The 23,445-nt window shown below is 39.4% G+C and carries 18 protein-coding genes and 2 tRNA genes; 8 read left to right on the top strand and 12 right to left on the bottom strand.

Annotated features, from left to right (window positions below; all coding sequences use genetic code 11):
* The first annotated feature begins 45 nt into the window (after positions 1–45).
* The 8 genes from FJ709_RS10050 to FJ709_RS10015 all read left to right on the top strand — a co-directional run bounded on the left by FJ709_RS10050 (position 46) and on the right by FJ709_RS10015 (position 10,651).
* Positions 46–360, top strand: a complete 315-nt coding sequence (locus FJ709_RS10050) for an STAS domain-containing protein (protein WP_226409937.1) — start codon at positions 46–48, stop codon at positions 358–360.
* A gap of 41 nt (positions 361–401) precedes the next feature.
* Positions 402–2,603, top strand: a complete 2,202-nt coding sequence (locus tag FJ709_RS10045) for a chemotaxis protein CheA (RefSeq protein ID WP_226409936.1) — start codon at positions 402–404, stop codon at positions 2,601–2,603.
* A 43-nt stretch (positions 2,604–2,646) separates the two neighbouring features.
* Positions 2,647–4,263, top strand: coding sequence for a methyl-accepting chemotaxis protein (locus tag FJ709_RS10040; RefSeq protein ID WP_264177944.1), 1,617 nt, complete (start codon positions 2,647–2,649; stop codon positions 4,261–4,263).
* Positions 4,264–4,269: 6 nt separating this feature from the next.
* Positions 4,270–4,809, top strand: coding sequence for a chemotaxis protein CheW (locus FJ709_RS10035; RefSeq protein WP_226409934.1), 540 nt, complete (start codon positions 4,270–4,272; stop codon positions 4,807–4,809).
* Positions 4,810–4,911: 102 nt separating this feature from the next.
* Complete coding sequence (locus tag FJ709_RS10030; RefSeq protein WP_226409933.1) at positions 4,912–5,712, top strand: CheR family methyltransferase; 801 nt, start codon at positions 4,912–4,914, stop codon at positions 5,710–5,712.
* Positions 5,709–6,221, top strand: coding sequence for a hypothetical protein (locus FJ709_RS10025; RefSeq protein WP_226409932.1), 513 nt, complete (start codon positions 5,709–5,711; stop codon positions 6,219–6,221). The genes FJ709_RS10030 and FJ709_RS10025 overlap by 4 nt, the downstream gene beginning before the upstream one ends.
* On the top strand, positions 6,218–7,297 hold the full coding sequence (locus FJ709_RS10020) for a protein-glutamate methylesterase/protein-glutamine glutaminase (RefSeq protein ID WP_226409931.1): 1,080 nt from the start codon (positions 6,218–6,220) through the stop codon (positions 7,295–7,297). Before FJ709_RS10025 ends, FJ709_RS10020 begins: the two co-directional genes overlap by 4 nt.
* A 792-nt stretch (positions 7,298–8,089) precedes the next feature.
* Positions 8,090–10,651 (top strand): TonB-dependent receptor, encoded by a 2,562-nt coding sequence (locus tag FJ709_RS10015; protein ID WP_226409930.1) that lies wholly within the window; start codon positions 8,090–8,092, stop codon positions 10,649–10,651.
* A gap of 63 nt (positions 10,652–10,714) precedes the next feature.
* Here the strand turns inward: FJ709_RS10015 and gloA are convergent, their stop codons facing one another.
* From gloA to FJ709_RS09955, 12 genes are all read right to left on the bottom strand, one after another.
* Positions 10,715–11,125: a lactoylglutathione lyase gene (gloA, locus tag FJ709_RS10010; protein ID WP_226409929.1), complete on the bottom strand. Its 411-nt coding sequence runs from the start codon at positions 11,123–11,125 to the stop codon at positions 10,715–10,717.
* A gap of 530 nt (positions 11,126–11,655) precedes the next feature.
* Positions 11,656–13,617, bottom strand: a complete 1,962-nt coding sequence (locus tag FJ709_RS10005; protein WP_226409928.1) for a methyl-accepting chemotaxis protein — start codon at positions 13,615–13,617, stop codon at positions 11,656–11,658.
* 646 nt (positions 13,618–14,263) lie between these two features.
* On the bottom strand, positions 14,264–14,905 hold the full coding sequence (gene nth, locus FJ709_RS10000; protein ID WP_226409927.1) for an endonuclease III: 642 nt from the start codon (positions 14,903–14,905) through the stop codon (positions 14,264–14,266).
* An 8-nt stretch (positions 14,906–14,913) separates the two neighbouring features.
* The gene (locus tag FJ709_RS09995; RefSeq protein ID WP_226409926.1) at positions 14,914–15,609 is read right to left on the bottom strand and encodes an electron transport complex subunit E; all 696 of its coding nucleotides are present in this window, start codon (positions 15,607–15,609) and stop codon (positions 14,914–14,916) included.
* Positions 15,602–16,231, bottom strand: a complete 630-nt coding sequence (gene rsxG, locus FJ709_RS09990) for an electron transport complex subunit RsxG (protein ID WP_226415925.1) — start codon at positions 16,229–16,231, stop codon at positions 15,602–15,604. The genes FJ709_RS09995 and rsxG overlap by 8 nt, the downstream gene beginning before the upstream one ends.
* 24 nt (positions 16,232–16,255) lie before the next feature.
* On the bottom strand, positions 16,256–17,308 hold the full coding sequence (gene rsxD, locus FJ709_RS09985; RefSeq protein WP_226409925.1) for an electron transport complex subunit RsxD: 1,053 nt from the start codon (positions 17,306–17,308) through the stop codon (positions 16,256–16,258).
* Between the two features lie 2 nt (positions 17,309–17,310).
* A complete protein-coding gene (gene rsxC, locus FJ709_RS09980; protein ID WP_226409924.1) occupies positions 17,311–19,809 on the bottom strand; it encodes an electron transport complex subunit RsxC in 2,499 nt (832 codons plus the stop codon).
* Positions 19,809–20,381, bottom strand: a complete 573-nt coding sequence (gene rsxB, locus FJ709_RS09975) for an electron transport complex subunit RsxB (protein ID WP_226415924.1) — start codon at positions 20,379–20,381, stop codon at positions 19,809–19,811. The genes rsxC and rsxB overlap by 1 nt, the downstream gene beginning before the upstream one ends.
* A gap of 2 nt (positions 20,382–20,383) precedes the next feature.
* Positions 20,384–20,962 carry an electron transport complex subunit RsxA gene (gene rsxA, locus FJ709_RS09970; RefSeq protein ID WP_226409923.1) on the bottom strand — a complete coding sequence of 193 codons (579 nt, stop codon included), beginning with the start codon at positions 20,960–20,962 and terminating at the stop codon, positions 20,384–20,386.
* A gap of 146 nt (positions 20,963–21,108) precedes the next feature.
* Positions 21,109–23,007 carry an EAL domain-containing protein gene (locus FJ709_RS09965; RefSeq protein WP_226409922.1) on the bottom strand — a complete coding sequence of 633 codons (1,899 nt, stop codon included), beginning with the start codon at positions 23,005–23,007 and terminating at the stop codon, positions 21,109–21,111.
* A gap of 248 nt (positions 23,008–23,255) precedes the next feature.
* Positions 23,256–23,331: transfer RNA gene (locus tag FJ709_RS09960), tRNA-Asn, on the bottom strand.
* 37 nt (positions 23,332–23,368) lie between these two features.
* Positions 23,369–23,444 (bottom strand) — tRNA-Asn (locus FJ709_RS09955).
* Between the last annotated feature and the right edge of the window lies 1 nt (position 23,445).

Here is a 23,445-nt window from a genome sequence, read left to right as displayed (position 1 = left end):
TTAAGGCATCATAAATCTAGCATAAATTTAAAGGATTTCTGCACTATGCTGACATTCACACAAACTGATCAAGGTGGCCTCGCTCATATTGAAGGTCCTATGACGATACATAATGCAACGGAACTAAAAAGCCAATTTATCGGTGCCTTAAGTGCTAGTCAGCATCTAGAGTTAAATTTAGCAGCCGTTACAGAAATCGATGCGGCAGGATTACAACTTTTGATAATGGCAAAGCAACATCAAATACATATACAACATGAACTTACTTTAATTAATCACAGCGAAGCGGTATTAGAAGCCTTTGAAATAATGGGTTTAGTTAGCTGGTTTAATGATCCTGTCATCATAACTCGGCAATAAAAAAATAAGCACTGTCATTAAGAGAAAATGAGGATATTGCCATGGATGAGATAGAGCAAGTATTGGGTTTATATATATCAGAAAGTAGGGAGCTACTTGATGAGATGGAATTATTATTACTCAATTTAGAAAATGAACAAGATAAGGCCGAAAGTCTCAATGCAATTTTTCGTGCTGCTCACACGATTAAAGGGTCGGCTGGGATTTTTTCGCTCGATGAAGTTGTTCACTTCACTCATGGTGTTGAAAGTTTACTTGATAAAATGCGTGATGGTAAAATTGTATCAAACTCTGAACTCACCTCTTTATTGTTAGATTGCAAAGATCATATCAGCTTGCTTATAGATAACGTCGAGCATAAAACAGGTCTAACCGAGCATGATTTACTTAATGGCAATGCATTACTTCAAACCTTACTTATTGTCGTTAAGCAGGAAGGTACTGATGGTCCCAAGGTACAAGCAAAGGATAATACTCAACTCACAACGACTCAAGCAGTAGAAAGAGAAAATAGTCCAAAAGTTAAAAGTGATAATTGGCATATTTCCGTTCGTTACCACCCTGACTCGTTTCGATTTGGGATGGATCCTCTGGCTATTTTGCGTTATTTAGCCACATTAGGCGACATTGAGTCTATTACCTCTTTATTTCCTAATTTACCCAGCGCCTCTGAGATGGATCCTGAAACCTGCTATTTAGGATATGAAATCAATTTTAAGAGCCAAGCAAATAAACTTGATATTGAAGGGGCGTTTGATTTTATTCGCGATGACAGTCAAGTCCACATTCTCCCTCCTTGCAGTCGTGTCAGTGATTTTATCGCTCTTATCGAATCTCTACCTGAACAAGATATACAATTAGGTGAAATTTTAGTTCAATCGGGTTCATTAACTCCGAATGAACTTGAATACGCTTTAAGTCTACAAAGGCAATTGAAAAGTCAATCAATCGAGGTCCCACTAGGGACGATAGTTGTCAATAATGGTTTAACGCCACAACCTGTACTTGAATCAGCAATAGCTAAGCAAAATCAGATACGGGATGGAAAAACAAAAGAAATTCAATCGGTAAGAGTCGATGCAGATAAACTTGATCAATTGATAAATCTGGTAGGAGAACTTGTGATAGCAGGCGCAGGCTCTAGCTTACATGCGCATAGTTCCGGTGATCGGATATTAATTGAATCTTTTTCCATGTTAACTCGTTTGGTAGAAGAGGTGCGTGATGCTGCTTTACAGCTTCGGATGGTGCAAATTGGCGCCACATTTACGCGTTTTCAACGGGTGGTTCGCGATGTTGCAAAAGAATTAGGCAAAGATATTGAGCTAGTGATAACCGGCGCCGAAACTGAATTAGATAAAACAGTTGTTGAGAAAATTAGCGACCCGTTAATGCACTTAATCAGAAACTCTATGGATCATGGCATTGAAGCGCCAGATGTACGTATTGAGAAACAAAAAGATCCTAAAGGCAGGCTCACTCTTAATGCCTATCACGATTCAGGCATGATAGTCATCGAAGTCTCTGACGATGGTGCAGGTCTTAACTATGAAAAAATCCTCAAGAAAGCGCAAGAAAAGGGTTTAATTCCTGAGGGAGAAAGTCTAGATGTTCATGAAGTGAATAATCTTATTTTTGAACCGGGTTTTTCCACTGCTGATGCGGTAACTAATTTGTCAGGCCGTGGTGTAGGCATGGATGTGGTGAAACGAAATATTACCGCGCTAAGGGGAACGGTGGAAGTGCAAAGTATTCTTGGTCAAGGAGCAATATTTAGCATTCGTCTACCACTGACCCTAGCCATTATTGATGGTTTCCTAGTCGAAATTGAAAAATCATCCTTTGTCATTCCGCTAAACATGGTGCTCGAGTGTGTTGAGTTGAATGAAGGTAATTCGGATATTTCCCCCAGTTCACAGCAAAGTTATATCAACCTAAGGGGAGAAGTATTGCCCTTTATTAGACTTAGGCGGTTGTTCAATTTAGGCGGGCGTCCGCCTAAACGAGAAAATGTTATCGTAATTTCTTACCTTGGCAACAAAGTAGGTTTGGCGGTCGATAAACTGGTGGGGGAGTTTCAAACTGTTATTAAACCCTTAGGTAACATATTTAGTCATATACAAGGAATAAGTGGTTCAACTGTTCTGGGCAGTGGCGAAGTTGCGCTCATCCTAGACGTGCCTAATTTAGTACAAAAGATTCTAACAACTGAATCAGCCAAAGCCCTTTACAGCCAAGCTTGATTTCGAATTTCTTAACGAAAGGAATAAATGGATGTTTAATAATATGAAACTAAGTATGCGTCTTGGTCTTACCTTTGCGCTATTAATCGTCTTAATGTTAGTCATTATAGGGATTGGCTTAAAAGAGCTATCGACAGTTAATAGTATTACTTATCGGATTGTCACCGATGATTGGCGTAAAACCGTTTTGGCCAATGACATTATTGATCTAGCCAACCACAACGCTAAGACTCGTTTAGAACTGTTGATAAATGACGACCCTAAAGCGCAAAAAACTTTGCATGAAAACCTCTCAATCAACAAGAACAATGTGGATCAAAAAACCGCAGAGCTTGAGTCAATGATAAAGCTCCCTGATGGTAAAGCAAAGATGAGTGCCCTCAAAGAATTACGGGTTAACTTTCAAAAAGAGTTTGATCAAGTGAATGATCTACTCAGTAAGGGCTTAAAACAAGAAGCTATTGCAGTTATGCTTGATGATGCCATGCCTATTCTTAATGATTATTTAGCAGCTGCTGCAGAATTGGTTAGCTTTCAAGGCTCTGTTCTAGAAGGTTCAGCCGAAGTCTCTCAGCAGAGCTATGAAGATGGTATTTTGGCAATGGGAATCGCGGGGTTACTCGCTTTCATTGTCGCCATAGTGGGCGCTATTTTAGTTACTAAATCCATTACCCGTCAACTTGGTGGTGAGCCTAGTTACGTTACTCAGGTCGTCAGTTTAATCGCAAACGGAGACTTACAAGTTAAAGTTGACGTTAAAGCAAATGACACCTCAAGTATGCTGTTTGCCGTTAACACCATGGTAACCAAACTGTCAGAAATCATCACCAGCATTCGCGCATCAGCCGATAATCTTTCTAGTGCCTCTGAACAGGTTTCTGCAACGGCTCAGAGCATGAGTCAAGGGGCGAGTGAGCAAGCGGCAAGTGTGGAAGAAACTTCAGCTTCAATAGAGCAAATGTCCGCATCAATCAGTCAAAATACCGAAAATGCTAAGGTTACTGATGGTATGTCATCTAAGGCGGCTAAAGAAGCTGACGAAGGTGGAATCGCGGTACAGCAAACCGTAACTGCCATGAAATCGATTGCCGATAAAATCAGTATTATCGATGATATCGCCTATCAGACAAATTTATTAGCGCTTAATGCTGCTATTGAGGCTGCTAGGGCCGGTGAGCATGGTAAAGGTTTTGCCGTTGTTGCCGCTGAAGTACGCAAACTCGCTGAGCGCAGCCAAGTAGCGGCCCAAGAGATTGGTGGCGTGGCGGCAAGTAGTGTCGGGTTGGCTGAAAAAGCGGGTAAGCTTCTTGATGAGATTGTACCCTCTATCAAGAAAACAGCGGATCTTGTCCAAGAGATCAGCGCCGCTTCTGAAGAACAATCTTCCGGTGCAGCGCAAATTAACACGGCAATGGAACAGCTCAGCCAAATTACTCAGCAAAGCGCTTCTGCATCCGAAGAGCTTGCTGCCACCGCAGAGGAAATGAGTAGCCAAGCTGAATTACTTCAAGACGTTATTAGTTTCTTTAAGGTTGAAATTACCCGCTCAAGTCAAATGAATAGCAAGAGAACAAATCAACAGGGTCAAGCAGATAAATCAAAAACCAGGACCAAAGATCGTTCTGTTGCCACCAGCGAACATGACTTTGTACGCTTCTAGGAGATTATGATGAATTTTCCCAGCAAGATAGCAAATTCGAGTGATAGCAATATTGAAGATGATTGGCAATATTTGACCTTTAATTTAAAAGAAGCCATGTATGCCATTGGTATTTTACATATAAAGGAAATTCTAGAGTACAGTAATGTCACACCGGTCCCTATGATGCCAAATTTCATCAAAGGTGTGATAAACCTAAGAGGAGCTGTGGTTCCAGTAGTAGATTTGGCCGCTCGCTTTGGGGCGGAACAAAGCAATATTGTAAAACGGACTTGTATTGTCATAATTGAAGTGCTCAATGAAGATGTGATGCAAGACATTGGTGTCATGGTAGATGCTGTTTCTGAAGTGATTGAAATAAGTAACAAAGATATAGAACCAGCGCCAGCCTTTGGCGCACAAATACGGGCAGATTTCATTCAAGGAATGGGTAAGGTAAATGGTAATTTTGTGATTATCTTACAGGTAGATAAAGTCCTGTCCGTCCAAGAGATGACCATGGTAAGCACCTTAGTTCAAGAACAAATACCTAATAACAAACAGTGAGCAGAATAAAAGTGTTATAAATCAATCCTTTATTCCTACGTTTTGAAAACACGAACGAGTGTGGGAATAATATTTTTTGATGAGCTGTTTTTGAGGATAAGTATGGATGTTTTAAACCTCAGTGATAAAGAGTTCTGCTTATTTCAACGAATGATTTATGAAATAGCCGGTATTAATTTATCAGAAAATAAAAAAGCACTCGTGAGTAGCCGTCTTGCCAAAAGGGTTAAACATTTTGGCTTAAATAGTTATGCGCAATATTTCGAGTTACTGCAGAGTAAAGCGCATAACGAATATCAAATTGCCATAGACTTACTGACTACCCATGAGACTTTTTTCTTTCGGGAGCCCAAACACTTCGACTTTATTCGAGATATCATTATCCCAACCTGGAATAGTGTTCATTACAGAGTCTGGAGCGCAGCAAGTTCATCCGGGGAGGAAGCTTATACTTTGGCAATGATACTGGCAGAACATGCTGGTAATAAAAATTGGGAAATCGTGGGTACAGATATCAGTACTCAAATATTAGATAGAGCCAGAAGCGGGCATTATGCTATCGAAAGAGCAGATAATATTCCAAAAAACTATCTGACTAAGTATTGCCTTAAGGGAACAGGGCAGCAGCAAGGCACGTTCATCATGTGTCCTGAGCTGAGACAAAAAGTGCAATTTATACATGCCAATTTAAAAGATAACCTTAGCCAACTTGGTAGCTTTGATGTGATCTTTCTTCGCAATGTACTCATTTACTTTGATATAAAAACAAAGCAACAAGTTGTGACTCAATTGCTAAGGCAACTAAAACCCAATGGATACTTTATAGTTGGCCATTCTGAGAGCCTCAATGGTGTTGTGGATAACCTTAAAGTGATCGTACCTTCTGTGTATCAAAAACGATGAATACTTTATTGCTAACCACTGATTGTAAAAGCATAACCTTACAACCAGGGGAGTTTCACTTTAACCAAGGAAAGGTAAAAATTAATACCTTGCTGGGTTCCTGTGTAGCCATTACTTTATGGCATCCTGAAAAACTTTTAGGGGGTATGTGCCACTATATGTTGCCTTGCTGTGGCGGCTCTAGAAAACTCGATATTGGTTTCTTTGCTGATGGAGCTATTTCACTGTTTTTAAAGGAAATAAAAAAACATAAAACCTTACCTCAAGACTATCATGTCAAGCTATTCGGTGGCAGTAATATGCTTCAACAACTCAATTTTAATCATCATTTTCTTAATGTTGCTGAAAAAAATATTGATGCGGGACTAAAATTATTAGCAGTTAACGGATTTAATGTTCAAAACATGGATTTAGGAGGCTCGGTTCACAGACAAGTCTATCTAGAATTATGGAATGGTGATGTATGGGTAAAATACGGTGAACGCGATCTTACTAGAGAAGCGCTATGACAAAAATCAAAGTAATGATAGTCGATGATTCAGCCATCGTCAGACAGGTGTTGCAAAGTGTATTGAATAAAGACCCTGGCATTGAGGTCATTAGTGCTGTTGCAGACCCTTTATTTGCCATGAATAGAATGGCAATTCAATGGCCTGATGTCATTGTTTTAGATATAGAGATGCCGAGGATGGATGGTGTCACTTTCCTTAAAAAAATCATGGCAGAACGGCCAACTCCAGTTGTGATTTGCTCAACATTAACAGACAAAGGTGCTGAAACAACTATGCAGGCTTTGTCTGCTGGTGCAGTTAGCATAGTGACCAAGCCAAAAATAGGTTTAAAAGATTTTATCCAAGATGCCGCGAGTGATATTACAAACGCAGTTAAAGCCGCAGCAAAAGCAAATATGAGCAATATTCGCATGCCTAAGGCTGCGGTCACTGTAAGAGTAAAAAATGGTGTAGAAAGCTTAATACCTTGCGGGGCATCGGCTATGTCTAAAACGACCGAACATGTGGTCGCCATTGGTACATCCACAGGTGGTACTCAAGCTTTAGAGTACCTTCTAAAAGCTTTACCTTCTAATTGTCCTGGCATAGTGATTGTTCAACATATGCCTGAAAAGTTTACCGCATCTTTTGCTGAGCGACTGAATAATATTTGCGATATACGTGTTAGTGAAGCGCGTAACAATGATCGCGTCTTGCCTGGTCAAGCACTTATTGCTCCTGGGGGGAGGCACATGCTGTTGAAGCGCAGCGGTGCGCAATATGTGGTTGAGGTTATTGATGGTCCATTAGTTAATCGTCATAAACCTTCGGTAGATGTACTTTTTAGATCTACCGCTAAGTGCGCTGGGAAAAATGCGGTAGGATTTATTCTAACCGGCATGGGCGATGATGGTGCAAGAGGTCTAAAAGATATGCTAGATGCAGGTGCACCAACTGTAGCCCAGGATGAGAAATCTTGTGTAGTATTTGGCATGCCAAAAGAAGCAATCGCCCTAGGGGCTGCAAGCAAAGTATTGTCCCTAAATCAAATTCCACAAGAAATTATGCGCTATGCGCATTTAAAAGATGAATAGTAAAATGGTTAAAATAAGTTTTAGAATATAATGATTACACCTAAAATTAGATAATTACGCTGTAAACTTAATGATAATTCGAAAGAGAGTTGATTTTTCTCATTATTCAGTATCAATTTAACACCCCCCGCTCACATTATATTTCACGTTCAAATCTAGAATCTAAATATCGATAATCTCCTTGGTTACTTCTGTTAAAATAAGCCCATATTTCTTTTAAAATTTAACATGTGTATCAGTTAAAAAATGAGATTGTTTTTTTTAAAGTTGAATCTCAATATAGGCCTGATTAACTTTCAGTGTCGAAGATGTTAGTTTATTTTTTATTTTCAAACTAACTGATACAAAATAAGTAAATATTATTAATGATAAGTAATCTAAAAAAATTATTCTTGATGATTTTTAATGTTTTTATTTTAAAATAGTCAGTTTTATGTTGGTACACAGCAAAATTAGTTTATTTAGCTATTTTAAAATCGATTTTGCGTGACCTACGTCACACTTTTTGGATTTATTAGGCTTGTTAACATTATTGTTTTTATAGATGAATCAACTTTAAAAACGCCTGGGCACAGGAGGTTTGACGTTATATTATGCAGTTTAAAGTAAATGTGATTTGGTATTAACAATTTTAATTATTATTTTTAAAGTGGTTGTTACACTTGTTCCTATTAATTTATCGCCTTTGAGTTTGACCTGTTAAATAATCTTATTCAGTATCTGTTCATCGTTATATTGGTATGGTCTTCATAAACGATAAATAACAATAAATAGAACTGGGAGTTAATAACTATGATTAAAAAGACACTTATTTCCACAAGTATTCAATCGGCCTTAATTACCTCAATTGTCGTTTCCTCAAGCATTTCAATATCCGCATCTGCAGCAGAAGAAACCGCAAAAGTTGAGCGCATTGAGATCACAGGATCTCGCATTCAACGACAAGATATGGAAACTGCCTCACCAGTTACTGTTATTGATGCCGCTGCTATTCGTGCGGAAGGTTTTACTTCTGTCGATGAGTTGTTACAGGCGCAAACATCAATGGCTGGTGCAGCAGTTGGTTCGAGCACAAATAATGGTGCAGATGGTATAGCCCAGGTTGATTTACGCGGTATGGGCTCTCAACGTACTTTGGTGCTATTGAATGGCCGTCGTATGGTCAATTCTGGTTCTGGTGCAGATAGCGCTGTCGATTTAAATGCGATTCCTGTTGCCATGATTGCCCGTGTTGAAATTTTAAAAGACGGTGCTTCTGCCGTATATGGGTCTGATGCTATTGCGGGTGTGGTAAACATTATCACCAAAAAAGACTTTGAAGGTTTTCAGTTTGATGTTCAAGGTGGGATGACTGATAAAAGCGATGGCGAAAACGGTGAAATCAGTGCGCTTTATGGTATGAACACTGACTCAGGAAACTACACTTTTGGGGTTGCCTATTCTAAACGTGATGGCGTGATTCAATCAGATCGCGACTGGACAGATCCTGGTTATAGCTCTTTTATCCCGACGGGTTCATTAGGTGGCAAGGTGATTAACGATCAGGGGGAGTGGGTTAATCGCGATAGTGGTTATGACTATACCCAAGACAGTTTCTATCAAACCCCGAATGAACGTACCAGTGTGTTTGCTAACATGGTGCAAGAAATCAACGATGATATTGTATTTAGCGGTGATTTTTTATATACCAAACGTAAATCTAGTCAGCAAATGTCAGCTCAACCAGCTGATATCATGTTAAATGTGTGCGGTGATGCCAACACATTACCAGGAGAGTCTTGTTTCACGTTTAATGATGCAATGATTGCTGGCGGTATTGCTGCTGATGATACCGGCCGTGTCAATTATCGCCGTCGTACCACTGATGTAGGCCCGCGTATAAGTTCGCAAGATACCGATACATATCGTTTATCTGCAGGTTTAGCAGGTACTTTAGATGTTCATACTGGCTTTAACTGGGACGCTTCTTATACCTACGGCAACAACAAAGCGAAAACGCAGGTTGATAATTCAATTAATGTGACAAACATGGAAGCCTCTGTTTATGCTAACCAGGATGCATGGTTTAGTGGCGACCCATTAAATCAAGCCATTATCGACGACATTAGTTTTACCGAACAAAATAGTGGTGGCAATGAGCAACATACTTTCTCTGCAGGCCTAAACGGTGAGTTATTTGATTTAGATGCAGGTGCAGTTGCTTTTGCTATTGGCGCAGAGTACCGCTATGAGAGTGGTTACTATACTCCTGATCAAGTTATTCAGGATGGTGACAGCTCTGCAGCGCAACAGGATGCAACGGATGGCGACTATAACGTGTTATCTATCTTCCAAGAAGTGAGTGTACCGTTTACTGATAAATTAACCGGTGAATTTGCGCTACGCTATGATGATTATTCAACCTTTGGTAAAGCGACAACTTGGAAAGTGGGTTTAACCTATGAAGCCACTGATGACTTAATGCTACGTGGTGTTGCCGCCACTGGCTTCAGAGCGCCAAGCATCAGCGAATTATACGGCGGAGACACAGGTTCATTCGATTACCTAACCGATCCGTTAGGTCATGAGCAGGACCCGCAAATTCTGGTTCGTTATACTTCTGATGATGATTTGCAAGCAGAAGAATCTGAATCATTAACCGCAGGTGTTGTGTATTCACCGAGCGCGATTGATGGTTTATCGTTAACATTAGATTACTGGAGCTTCAAAGTGACTAATGCGATTACACGTCTAGATGTGCAATCAGGCATTAATGCATGTTTAGTGGGTAACGACAACACTGCTTGTGAAACCTTTGGAATTGACCCAGCGGCAGGAGCGGCTAAGTTTGATAACTTAACTAGCTCACTGACTAACGTGGGATCTCAAGATACTTCAGGTATCGACTTTAATCTAGCGTATACCTTTGAAGGCTTAGGTTTAGACTGGAAGATCAGTAACGATACTACTTACTTGCTGAACTTTGAGCAAGATAACGAAGATTACACGGGCACAATTGACGGCAATTTTGGCGCTTATGCAAAAGTGCGTAATAACTTCAGTATTCAAGCGTCTCAAGGTGATTGGAGTGTGATGTATTTTAATCGCTATATTGGGTCAATGGACGACCACTATACTGATTACGATGAAAATGATAATCCAATTGCTGCGCTAGCTGAGGCTGATTCAGTGCTCTACCACAACATCTCTGGTACATATCATATCAACAATGATATGACGGTCATTGCAGGTGTTAAAAACCTAACTGATGAAGAACCGTCAAGTGTAACAAATGGTTCAGATGGTGGCACTGTACCTGAAGTTTATGATGTTATTGGACGTCAGTATTATGCTGGCTTCTCAATGAAGTTTTAAGTCATCATCGATATAAAAAAGCCAGCAGATGCTGGCTTTTTCTGTGATGTACTTCTTATGAAATTAACCTAATGCAGCTGTAGCAGCACTTTTTTGGATTAATTCAATTTTGTAACCATCAGGATCTTCTACAAAAGCGATTTGAGTTTTACCGCCAGCAACGGGTCCAGGTGCACGAGTAATTTTGCCTCCAGCAGCAGTAATCGCTTCACAACGGGCATAGATGTCTTCTTCACCAATCGCTAAATGGCCAAAGCCTGTGCCAAGATCGTATTGTTCAACTCCCCAGTTATAGGTTAATTCAATCACGGCTTGTCCGGTTGACTCTTCGCCAAAACCGACAAATGCTAGGGTATATTTATACTCCGCATTCTCAGATTTTCTGAGTAATTTCATTCCCATTACATCAGTATAAAAAGCGATACTGCGATCTAAGTTACCCACACGGATCATGGTGTGTAAAAGTTGAGACATGTTTATCGTCCTTATTAAGAAGGCATAAATAGTAAAACCGAATCATATCAATACAGGCGCATGCTTAAAAGCTAGATTTTATATAAAAATATTTGCTTAACGTCACAATTATATTCTAAGCCACTATGAAATTGTGTGTAGCACGCTATTATTTACTTATACTGAATGGGAGATTTAAAATGACAACAGAACTTAAAATGGCTTTAGGTACAACAGTGATCATTGCAATTTGTTTCAGTGCCTTTTTCGTGTCACTTTTTTAAGGGCACAATAGCTCATTAATGCTAAGTAATAAAAAAGCCGCATTAGCGGCTTTTTTGATCCCAACTTAATCATAAACGCTTATTCATTGGGGTAAACCTTTTCTTTAAATTCACTCGGTACCACTTTGAGCATTTTAAGCTCAACTAAGTCGACGATTTTTACAAGCGAGAATTAAGAACGATTTGTTATTTAAAAGAACGGTTTTCATTTCAGAACAAAGTATTTCAAAGTTTACTGTTTGATTTTTATAAAAATAATCATTAATTCTAAAATTTATAAACTTGAATCCGTGATTCCATATCTTTGGCAATTTGCGATAATTGTAAACTAGATGCAGATAATTGTTCTGCTCCTACCACATTCTTTCGTGCTTGATCATTTATACTCCCGACATTAGAGTTAATATCTTGAATAACATCACTTTGTTCCTGTGTTGATATGGCGATAACACGTGTTACATCATCAACAGATTTAATATTATTGACTATTTTATCTAAAACTGCTGAAATTTTCTGAGCGTTTACTACAGCCTCCCTAGCTTGTTGATTGCCACTTTCGATGCTTGAGAATGCCTTTTGTGAGCTGCGCTTAAGTACATCTACAACGCCTGATATTTCTTCAGTTGATCGTTGAGTTCGCTGAGCCAACGAGCGAACTTCGTCCGCTACCACTGCAAATCCCCTGCCTTGCTCACCCGCTCTTGCTGCTTCAATAGCAGCATTTAATGCAAGTAGATTGGTTTGTTCTGCAACCGACTTGATTACATCTACCATTCCTAAAATATCGTTAACTCGGGTATTCAACTCAGTGATCGTATCACCAACTCTCGCCACTTCCTCTGCAGTCCTAGATACACCCAACATCGAAGTTTTTACCGCGACCTCACCATTGACAGTTTCTTTTGCTGCATTTGCGGCTTCATCCGAGGCAATTAACATATTTTCCATCACAGATTTTATCGACGCATTCATTTGTTCTGTAGCACTAGCGATGCTAGAAATATCAATTTGCAATTGCATCAAGCTATCTTTGCTTTCCTTTGAGGCACTTGATGCTTGTATGGTAGCAACACCAATTTTATGAGCATTTTCTTGAAAACTGGCAAAGTCTTTTCTTATATTTGAAAATGTAATATTGATTAACTTAGCTATTCTACCTAGCTCGTCTTCAGTCATTATTTCTACTGAGTCAGTTAGATCTTTTTCGGTATCAATTTTCTTCATAAACCGATTTATTTCATATGACTGTAATGCCCTTAACTTTAAAGTGCTGTATACGGCATAGGCTAAAACCAGCATTAAAATTAATACAGCGCTCTCAACAAGAATAACCACTAGCCTTGAATTTACTTTATCCGTTGCATATTGATATATTTCGTCAAGTAACTTTTGTTCAACCACTTTTAAAGCATCTATTCGTAACGTTGCTGCAGCAAACCAACTACTAGCATCTACATTAAAGCCACTATTTTTTTCGGCTATTTCACGAAATCTAAGTACTTCACGGTTTTCTGTTGACTCAACAAAATCATCTAATATTTTTCTATAACCTGTTGATGCAACAGTATAAGTGGATTTAATATAGGTATTTTGCTTCGTCACTCGTTCAATGAAGGAACTGAATAATGCTGGGGTAAAGGTGTCACTAGCAAATACGCTGTTAAGTATCGCTCTTTCAATACCTGCTTGTTCCTTAACATAGGATATATTGTAAAGGGTCAAAAATTTTCCTGCAGAGGTGGTTTCTTTTAACTGTGAAGCTAAATATCCATTCAAGTCTAATATGATTTGGTTATTTATTGTGTAATAGGAGAGCACATCTGTTAATGAAATCTTAATAGAATCAACGTTTCGTCGTATTTGTTCTATTCTCTGTAGATGGTTAATAAGTTGGGCTATTTCCTGATCACTTTTTGTATCCATGTCAACTTTATCTATAAAATTTATTAAATTTTGAATTTCTTTGTCAGTAACAATTCTTTGTTGCTTGATTTCAGCGGCAAACTTGACTCCTTTAGAGCCAATAAACCCTGCTGACATACCTCTCTCTTTCTGTAACTCATGAACTAAATTACTGGTAGCTGTTACGAGTGTTGCATCAGCAATAGTTTTGTTAGCTTGGTCAAGTGAACCATATGCGCGAACTATATCAGCACATATAAACAGAATTAAGGCAATAACAGGAACAAGGGTTAACACAGATAAATGACGAGATAGCCAACGTTTCATGCTTTTTACTCCAATAAAATTGTCCATAACTAGTACGATTAAACATCTTTATTAGATCCCTTAAATGAAGATGATGTTGGTTTTATTGTTATTATCCTTTGCTACAGCAACAGTTTTATTTATAAAAAATAGACTTATCAGGTAGATATGATCGTGAGCTAAGATCAGTTTCTTAGTTCAAGGGAATAGTATTTTGCAATGTTAACTAACTCAAATAAGCAATTCTTGAAGCATTTATACATTGAGACAGTTAAGAGTTATGGCAGATATGGCAGATATGGCAGATATTAACAATCAACTAATATACTATAGCTTGTTATTTGAATATTAGATGAAAAATATCATTAAAAGTGATTGGTGGTTTTTGTTGTCTAGACATCTATAATCTATAACGCGGTTTATAAACAATATGGACGGTATATTTTCTAGGTTCAGTCAAGGAAAGCCATAGGATAGCGACTACTAAGTTCTAATCGTGGAGTTTGTTAAAAATCTGAAGATTTTCTTATGTTTTTTAAAAACGTTTAAAGCGCTTAATTTATGCTAGTGGCTATTTTTAGAACAAGCCCAAAGTGACTTAATAATAATTTGTATTCAAATCAATGTTTCAGATAGTTAAGTAATTAAATATTATATTTAATTGGTGTTATTCATCAGGATAAATCTTCTCTTTAAATTCACATAAATCTTCAATAATGCAGCTACCACAACGTGGTTTTCGCGCCAGACATGTATAGCGACCATGTAAAATAAACCAGTGATGAACATCGACTTTAAATTCACTCGGTACCACTTTTAGCATTTTAAGCTCAACCAAGTCGACATTTTTACCTGGGGCAAATTTAGTCCGGTTTGCCATTCTAAAAATATGGGTATCAACAGCTATGGTCGGCCAGCCAAATGCGGTATTGAGTACTACATTAGCGGTTTTACGTCCAACACCTGGCAAGGCTTCTAATGCTTCTCTATTCTCGGGTACTTGACCACCATGAAGGTCAAGTAGCATTTTACAGGCTTTCACCACATTAATGGCTTTATTGTTATACAGGCCGATCGTTTTAATATAGTCCTTTAGGCCATCGACACCTAAGTCGTAAATAGCTTGTGGAGTATTGGCGACAGGAAATAACTTGTCGGTGGCTTTGTTGACGCTGACATCGGTAGCTTGTGCCGAGAGCGTAACCGCGACTAACAATTCAAAGGGTGAACTGAAATTAAGCTCTGTTTCTGGCTTAGGGTTATTATCTCTTAATCGGGTTAGGATTTGTGCACGCTTATCTTTATTCATCAGTAATGCTAGCTCACTTTAGTAATTCTTACGCGGGCTACAGCCTCTGTTTGCACCAAAGGCTGGCGCTGTCTTATCGCATCATCAATCCAATTTTTAAGTGCAATTAATAAACCCATTGCAATGAAAGCGCCGGGTGGTAGTAGTGCTAACAGGAAGGCATTATCAACTTGCCAAAGATGAATGGTTAATGATTTTGCCCAATCACCTAATAATAAATCCGCGCCGTAAAATAGGGTTCCTTGACCAATAATTTCACGTGTTGCGCCCAGTACTATTAACACAGCAGTAAATCCTACCCCCATCATTAAGCCATCAAATGCCGAGTGGGCGAGGGAGTTACGAGATGCAAATGCTTCAGCACGGCCAATAATGACGCAGTTGGTCACTATCAATGGTAAAAATATTCCAAGGGATAAATATAAGCCGTAGGCATAAGCGTTAACAAGTAATTGAACACAGGTGACGAGTGCGGCAATGATCATCACAAAAACCGGAATACGGATTTCTTTAGGGACAACATCACGAACTAAAGATACTAAAATGTTTGAACCGACCAAAACGAGTAAAGTGGCCAGACCTAATCCCAACGCATTTGTCACTGTCGCGGTAACCGCTAATAACGGACATAAACCGAGTAGCTGGACTAATCCGGGGTTGTTTGACCATAAGCCTTGCTTGGCAATTTCTTGATACTTACTCATGTGTTTCTGTTTCTCCACAAGGTCGTCCACCTAGGTACAAATCTTTTCGATTAGCCTCAACAAAGGCGACCGCGTTACGAATGGCTTTGACATATGCTCTAGGGGTGATTGTGGCACCCGTGAATTGATCAAATTGGCCGCCATCTTTTTTTACAAACCAGGACTTATCATCTTGAACCCAAACTTTATCAGTAAATTCAGTTACCCAATCGGATTTTCTTAGTTCAACTTTATCACCTAAGCCGGGAGTTTCTTGATGGGTGAGGGTGCGAACGCCTAATACTCTATTATCGTTGTCGATACCAATAATAATCTTAATCGCCCCGTTGTAACCATCTGGGGCAATTGCTTCTATGGCTATTGCTGTCGGTTGCTGTTGTTTCATAGCGATATAAGCGGGTAAGTCATCAGACGTACCGAGTAAATCAGTGGAGTTAACCCAAATACACTGTGAAACTAACTCATTATCATGGTACTCACTTGGTATTACTTGGGTCAATGTTTGACTTAACTGAGCGACTTGTTGTTGGAGGATGGTATCTTTGGTTAAACCATTGACCACAGCCACTAAACCGGTACAACACAGTGCAAATATACCGAGGATTGTGCCGTTTTTAAGCATTGAATTATCTTTTAATGACACAGATTAACTCCCTGAGCGATGACCATAAGTTCTTGGTCGAACATAATGATCGATAAATGGAGCACACATGTTGGCAAGCAAAACTGCAAATGCAACCGCATCAGGGTAGCCACCATAAGTTCTAATCACATAAATCAGTATGCCAATCATTGCACCAAAAATGAGTCTTCCTTTTGCACTGGTTGCTGCAGTGACTGGGTCGGTGGCAATGAAGAAAACGGCCAACATAGTGCCACCGGAAAATAAGTGCATTATTGGACTAACGTGTGTATCTGGATTGAGTAAAAAACCAAAGCTTGAACAGATAAATAAAGCAGCTAATATCCCAGTACTAATGTGCCAGCGGATCACGTTGAGCTTTAACATGATTAATCCGCCTATTAAAAAGGCAAGATTGACGGCAAACCAGCCAGCGCCCACCATTCCAGAAAATATCGGTTTAGTTAAGCTTTCGGTAGTGGTTAGCCCCATAGATAAATCTGTTTTAAGGGTGTCTAACGGCGTGGCCATAGTGGTACCATCAATAGCAAGGTTATGGTTTATAGCAACCCATTCTGACGATGAGCCTACAATCGCGTGCCATGCAGATGATAAGTCAACCGAATGTTGTGCTACAGACATCGGAGAGACCCAATCGGTCATTTGCACAGGAAAAGAAATTAACAATAAAACATAACCAGCCATTGCTGGATTGAAAAGATTGTTTCCCAGCCCACCGTATAAATTTTTAACAATAACAATAGAGAAAAGTGTACCAATAACTATAATCCACCAAGGGGCTAGCGGGGGAATTGCAATGGCCAGTAAAAGGGCTGTTACCAGTGCACTATTATCCGCTAGTGTAGGTATTACTGGCCGATTGCGAAGCCGCAATATCATGGCTTCAGCAGCATAAGCGGTTATGACTGCGAGTATAATTTGTAACAGGGTCCCTAAACCGAAAAGATATAATTGTGCGGCAATGCCAGGAAGTAAGCACAAAGCAACACGTTGCATGACTTTAGCCGTTTGCAATGTAGTGCTTACATGGGGTGATGAGGCAATTTTAAATGCCATGTTTAATCCTTTTTCTCTGCTTGTTGAGCTAGTTTTTTTGCCTTTGCTTTAGCAATTGCCGCAGCCACTCTTGCCTGTTTATCTTGTACTGAATGTTCGGCTACACCGTCTTTTGTTAATGCATTATTAGTTGTACTTTTACCTACTGGCGCTTCTTCCGTTAGGGCTGCTGATGTCGTTTTTTTCGCTTTTGCTTTTGCAATTGCGGCAGCAACTCGGGCTTTTTTAAGGTCATCAGGACTTTGGCTTATATTATTTGTTGGTTCTGTCAAGATTGACTGATGTTCTGCTGACGCTGCTAACTCTGCACTTTTATCAAGTTGGTCAGCTATTGTGTTGTCAGCCACTACTGACTGTAATTTCTTAGCTTTTGCTTTAGCAATTGCCGCAGCCACTCTTGCTTGTTTATCTGGTTCAGTATTATCAGTATTATCAGTAGCATCGTCACTGGATTGAGGCGACATAGAATTAATAGTTGGAGTATCTATATTGCTCGTCACTGTCATGGCCAACTTTTTAGCTTTAGCACGTGCTACAGCCGCATTAATGCGTGTTTGTTTATCTGCATCTGGTGCTGACACATGAGGTTGCTCAACGACGTCAGCTATCGCATCGTTAAGTTCGTCAATATTCGCTTGTTCAGTTCTAACGATTTCAGCTTGTTGTGTCTGCAATGCCTTTTTGGCTTTGGCATGTGCAACGGCAGCGGCAACTCTATCTTGTTGCGACAAGGTGGCTTTAACTGGTTCAGTATTATTAGCGTATGCCGAATCAAGTACTGCTTGAACAGTTGTAGCTGTATCGCCATTTTGCGCTTGGGCTGCTTTCTTTGCTTTTGCTCTTTGTATTGCGGCGCTGACAGCAGACTTTTTGTCTGATGTGTTATTAACATCGTTACTCGGTTGTTGACTAACGGGTATATTAGGCGTTAATTCTGCCACTATGACATTATCATCTTGCGTGGCAGATGCTTTTTTAGCGGCAATGCGCGCCATTGCAGCGGCAACAGCATCTTTGTCAGTTGTTTTCATACTTGCTTGACGTTTTGCAGCCGCTTCTTTGGCTTTGGCATCACGCGCTAACTTTTCATCTTCCAAACGTTGTAACCGTGATTCAAATCGCACTTTGGCTTTATCTGCTTGCACTTTTTCTTCAGCCTCAATTTTAAGTGCTGATTTCGCAATACGATAATATTCAACTAACGGTATGTCACTTGGGCACACATAGCTACAGCAGCCACATTCAATACAATCTTGTAAGTTAAAACTAGCGGCTTTGTCATATTCTTCTGCCTTTGCGTGCCAAAATAATTGTTGAGGCAATAATAGTGCAGGACATGCAATAGCGCATTCACCACAACGAATACAGGCTTTCTCTACAGTGTCAGGAGCTATTTCGGCAGCAGAAGGTGCCAAAATGCAGTTAGTCCCTTTAAGAATAGGTACATTGGTATTTTGAATGGCATAGCCCATCATTGGGCCGCCAATAATCACTTTTTGATTTTGTGCGATGCTAAAATTAACTTGATCAAGTACAGTTGAAATCGGCGTGCCGATGGGCAGCCAATAATTTCCCGGGCGGTGAATATTTTTACCGGTCAATGTTACTACTCTTTCAACCAAAGGTTTTCCGTGAATAACAGCATCTTGAATGGCGAATGCGGTACCAACGTTTTGGACCACTATACCTAATTGAGAAGGTAGACAACCACTAGGCACTTCTTTGCCGGTGATAATTTGAATAAGTTGTTTTTCGCCACCAGAAGGGTATTTAGTTGGGATTACGGTTACTCTTGTACTGTTTGGTGGTAATTGACTGCGGCTGATCGCGACTTTCATTGCTTCAACTGCTTCTGGCTTATTATCTTCAATGGCAATAATAATCCGTTGCGGCTTAATCACGTGGTAAATAATGTCTATACCTGCCAATATCTCATTACTGTAATCGCGCATTAAGCGATCATCTGATGTGATATAAGGCTCGCACTCAATGCCATTGATTATCACAAGATCAATTTTACTGGCGGTATTGAGCTTAATATGAGCAGGAAAAGCAGCGCCCCCCATTCCTGCAATCCCAGCTTGTTTAATCTTAGCGATTATTTCATCATTGCTAATTGATAAAATATCCGACGGTACTAGCTCGCACCAGGTATCTAAACCATTAGCTTCTATGATACAGCTCATTACGGGTAAACCCGATGCATGGTTACTTGCAACAGATTCAATACCAATAATTATCCCAGAAGTGGGAGCGTGTACTGGTAAATAGATAAAGCCACTACCTTCGGTTAACACTTGACCTTTTAGGACAGATTGACCTAACTCGACAATTAATCGAGCTTGATCACCCACCTGAGGAACAGGCACAATGAATTGTTTCGCTAATGGCAGTCGAGCTATCGGTTGTTGATTAGAAAGGTGTTTAAGCTCAGGTGGATGTATGCCACCAGGAGATTGCCACAGTGAGCCTTTATCTAATTGTTCTAATAAAGTTAACACTATATTTCCTCTCGAGTTTCAGACAACACAGTAATAGGAATGGTATTGAGCTTCCAGTCCCAATTTTTAAGGGTTGTTTCAACAGGGATCATATCAATACAATCTACCGGGCAAGGCTCAACACACAAGTCGCAGCCAGTACAATCTTTTGCAATAACCGTGTGCATTAGCTTACCAGCGCCTAAAATAGCATCTACTGGGCATGCCTGAATGCATTTGGTACAACCAATACATTCATCTTCCCGAATGTAAGCGACTTTTTTAACCGACTCTTGGGCCTCTGCATTTAGTGGTTCTTGATCAACTCCCATTAACTCAGCGAGCTTTTCCATCGTGGCAGTGCCGCCAGGAGGGCATTTATTGACTTTATCACCATTAGCAATGGCTTCTGCGTATGGCCTACAACCTGGATATCCACATTGACCACATTGAGTTTGCGGTAGTAATGCTTCAACTTGATCGATTATCGGGTCGCCTTCAACTTTGAATCTATCTGCAGCAAAGCCTAATATAACGCCAAAAACAATGGCCACTATCGTTAAGACAGCCACTGCAATAAAAATGCTTGTCATCATTACTTAACCAGCCCTGCAAAGCCCATAAAGGCAAGTGACATAAGGCCTGCGGTAATCATTGCTATCGCGCCGCCTTTAAAAGGCAAGGGGACATCTGCCGCCGCAAGGCGTTCACGCATCGCAGAAAACAAAATCAGCACCAAAGAAAACCCGACAGCCGCGCCAAATCCGTAAACAGCGGATTGGATAAAGTTATGGTCTTCATTAACGTTGAGTAAGGCTACCCCTAAAACTGCACAGTTAGTGGTAATCAGAGGTAGATAAATTCCCAGCGCGCGATGTAAAGTTGCACTGGTTTTTTGAACTAACATTTCGGTGAACTGAACAACCACAGCGATCACAAGAATAAAGCTCATGGTACGTAAATACGATAAGTCGAATGGTTGTAACAGAAACTCATTAGTTAAATAGCTAAGGATTGAGGCTAAAGTAAGCACAAACGTGGTAGCCATAGACATACCCACAGCCGATGCAAGTTTACTGGATACACCCATAAACGGGCATAAACCTAAAAATTTAACTAACACAAAGTTGTTGACCAGTACGGTACTAATCAATAAGAGGAGATACTCTGTCATTGCTGCACATTATCTAATAAAACATCTGGGTATTATCTAAGGTTTAGCACTGATAAACAACGGATAAAAAACAAGGTTAACGAGATAATCGTTAACCTTGACAAAAAATGTTCATTTTGATTGCCAAAAAATGGCTTAATAGCCTACTAATCAGTGTTAATAACACTATCTGGTTTGGCAATATAGTAGCCTTGCAGGCCATCGACTAACAATTTCTCTAGGGTTAGCTTTTCATCTTGACGTTCAACCCCTGTCGCTAAAACCAAAATATTAAGCCGTTTTGCTATATCAACAATCATCCGTACAAAAAATTTATTGTTATTGTCTGATTCAATCGAATTACTGTAACTATTATCTAATTTTATGTAATCAGGGCGAACCTCTCTGAAAAATTTAAACGAGGTAAAACCTAAACCAAATCGCTCAACTGCAACTTTAGCACCTACTTTATGTATTTCTGATACAAAATTAAAACTTGCCGCTAAATTGGTTTGCATACCTGACTCATTGACCTCGAAGACTAATCTAGATGCTTCTGTGCGATGGTGAGTTAATATCTCTTTTAACCAGTAAACAAAAACAGCTTGCAAGGCTGATGTTGCACTGATGTTGACACCCAATTTGCCAGTTAATAATGGGTTTTCTTTCATCAATTGTAAGGTACTCGTAATAATCATTTTATCTAATTCAATACTTAAGCCATATCGCTCTGACATAGCAATAACAGATGCTGTAGGTAAATGTTTATCCTCAGCATTATGAAATCTTGCGAGTAATTCACGGTACAAGTTATTATCGGTATTGCAGGGTAAAATGGGTTGTTGAAAAAAGTTTACCCCCCTACGATTAATAATATCGTTGATAGTCAATTTCCAATGTTCATCTCCAAATGTTTCATTACCGTCAAACTTCTCTAAATAGTGATAACGATTGGGTCCTAAGGTTTGCGCAATACTGACCGCAGAATCTATCATGGCGAGTAGAGTGATCGGATCATTGTCTGACTGATAGGGGACGACTCCGATGTGAGCAACTGAATCTTGTTGAAAACTTTGAGTATAGTCATCAAATTGTTGTTTAAGTTTTTCAATGTAATTAGTGCTTTCTTTTATGGAAACACCATCCAAAAAAACAGCAAAATCGCTACTTGATATTCTAAAATGCTCTGGTTTTGCCTGTCTTGGAGCTGCATTACGTATACAGTCTGACAATTTTGCTAAATAATTATCACCAGCAATTCGTCCATATAATTGATTCATATTTGATAATTCAGATGCTTTGATGACAACTAAAGTCCCAAAAAGATTCTTTTGTGATTGCGTTATCTTTTCTAAATATGCATTGAATCTATGGCGGGTTGAAAAACCAGTGATTGGGTCCTGATAGGCTTCTTTTGTGAGTTTTTCATTCTCAACTCTAATGATTTCTAAGCTTTCTTTTAGTTTGGAACGGCACTTTTCTAATGCATTACCAAGAGGTTTTAATACTCCCCTAAGGCGTGATATTTCTACTGCCTGAAAAGAGAGTGTGGAAATGTTATCAATATATTGTGCCGCATACTTGATTCGACGTTTATGCACTAAAATGAGTATTGTGAATAACAGCATCAGAATCACGTAGGCCAAAATTAATAGCTGGGTGACTTGTTCAAGTTTGTACAGACTATTTTCTATTGCTGCAATAGGATTCAGTTTGACTTGCATACGACCATCAGGAAAAGTAAAGCTATATCCAAGGTCGATATTAAATACTGTATCTGCAAATGATTGGTTTGTTTTTGCTAGCGAACCATAAGTAAAGTTATGGATGCTGTCGGAGTTATGCACATATTGGAAAAACTGGAAGTCATAGTCTCTGCTGAATGTTTTAAATAAATCATCACCATTTCCAGTCCAATAACTGTATTTCTCAACATATTCGGCAAAATGTTGTCGTGCAGCATCGCCTTGTATTCGGACTTGGTTGTTTTCAATGGTATAAATTCGATAAAAGAGCAAGCCGAAGACGATTAACAGTACCAGATGAAAGGATTTTGATAAGCCCATAACATATCCATTTTATAAAAGTGATCCTTTATTAACTAACACTAAAGGCAGAGCAATATTTAAACAAGTTAAGCTTTTGAGTTTCCTTGTAAGCCCTAATAAGCGGGGTCATTAAAAGGATTTGAAGGATAACAGGATTAGATAGATCAAAACATTAGCCTGAATAGACTATATTTTAGCAGTTATTTAAATATTTGCTTAATACTAATAGGGGGGGGAATAATAAGTCTTAAGAAGAAATTGAAGTATGGCTCCCCAGACTGGACTCGAACCAGTGACATACGGATTAACAGTCCGCCGTTCTACCAACTGAACTACTGGGGAATTGAGGATACTTGTTTTTGATTGCTACTAGTTTTGATGGCTCCCCAGACTGGACTCGAACCAGTGACATACGGATTAACAGTCCGCCGTTCTACCAACTGAACTACTGGGGAA

Source organism: Shewanella glacialimarina, assembly GCF_020511155.1.
Lineage (GTDB): Bacteria > Pseudomonadota > Gammaproteobacteria > Enterobacterales > Shewanellaceae > Shewanella > Shewanella glacialimarina.
This window is presented reverse-complemented; position numbering and strand designations above follow the sequence as displayed.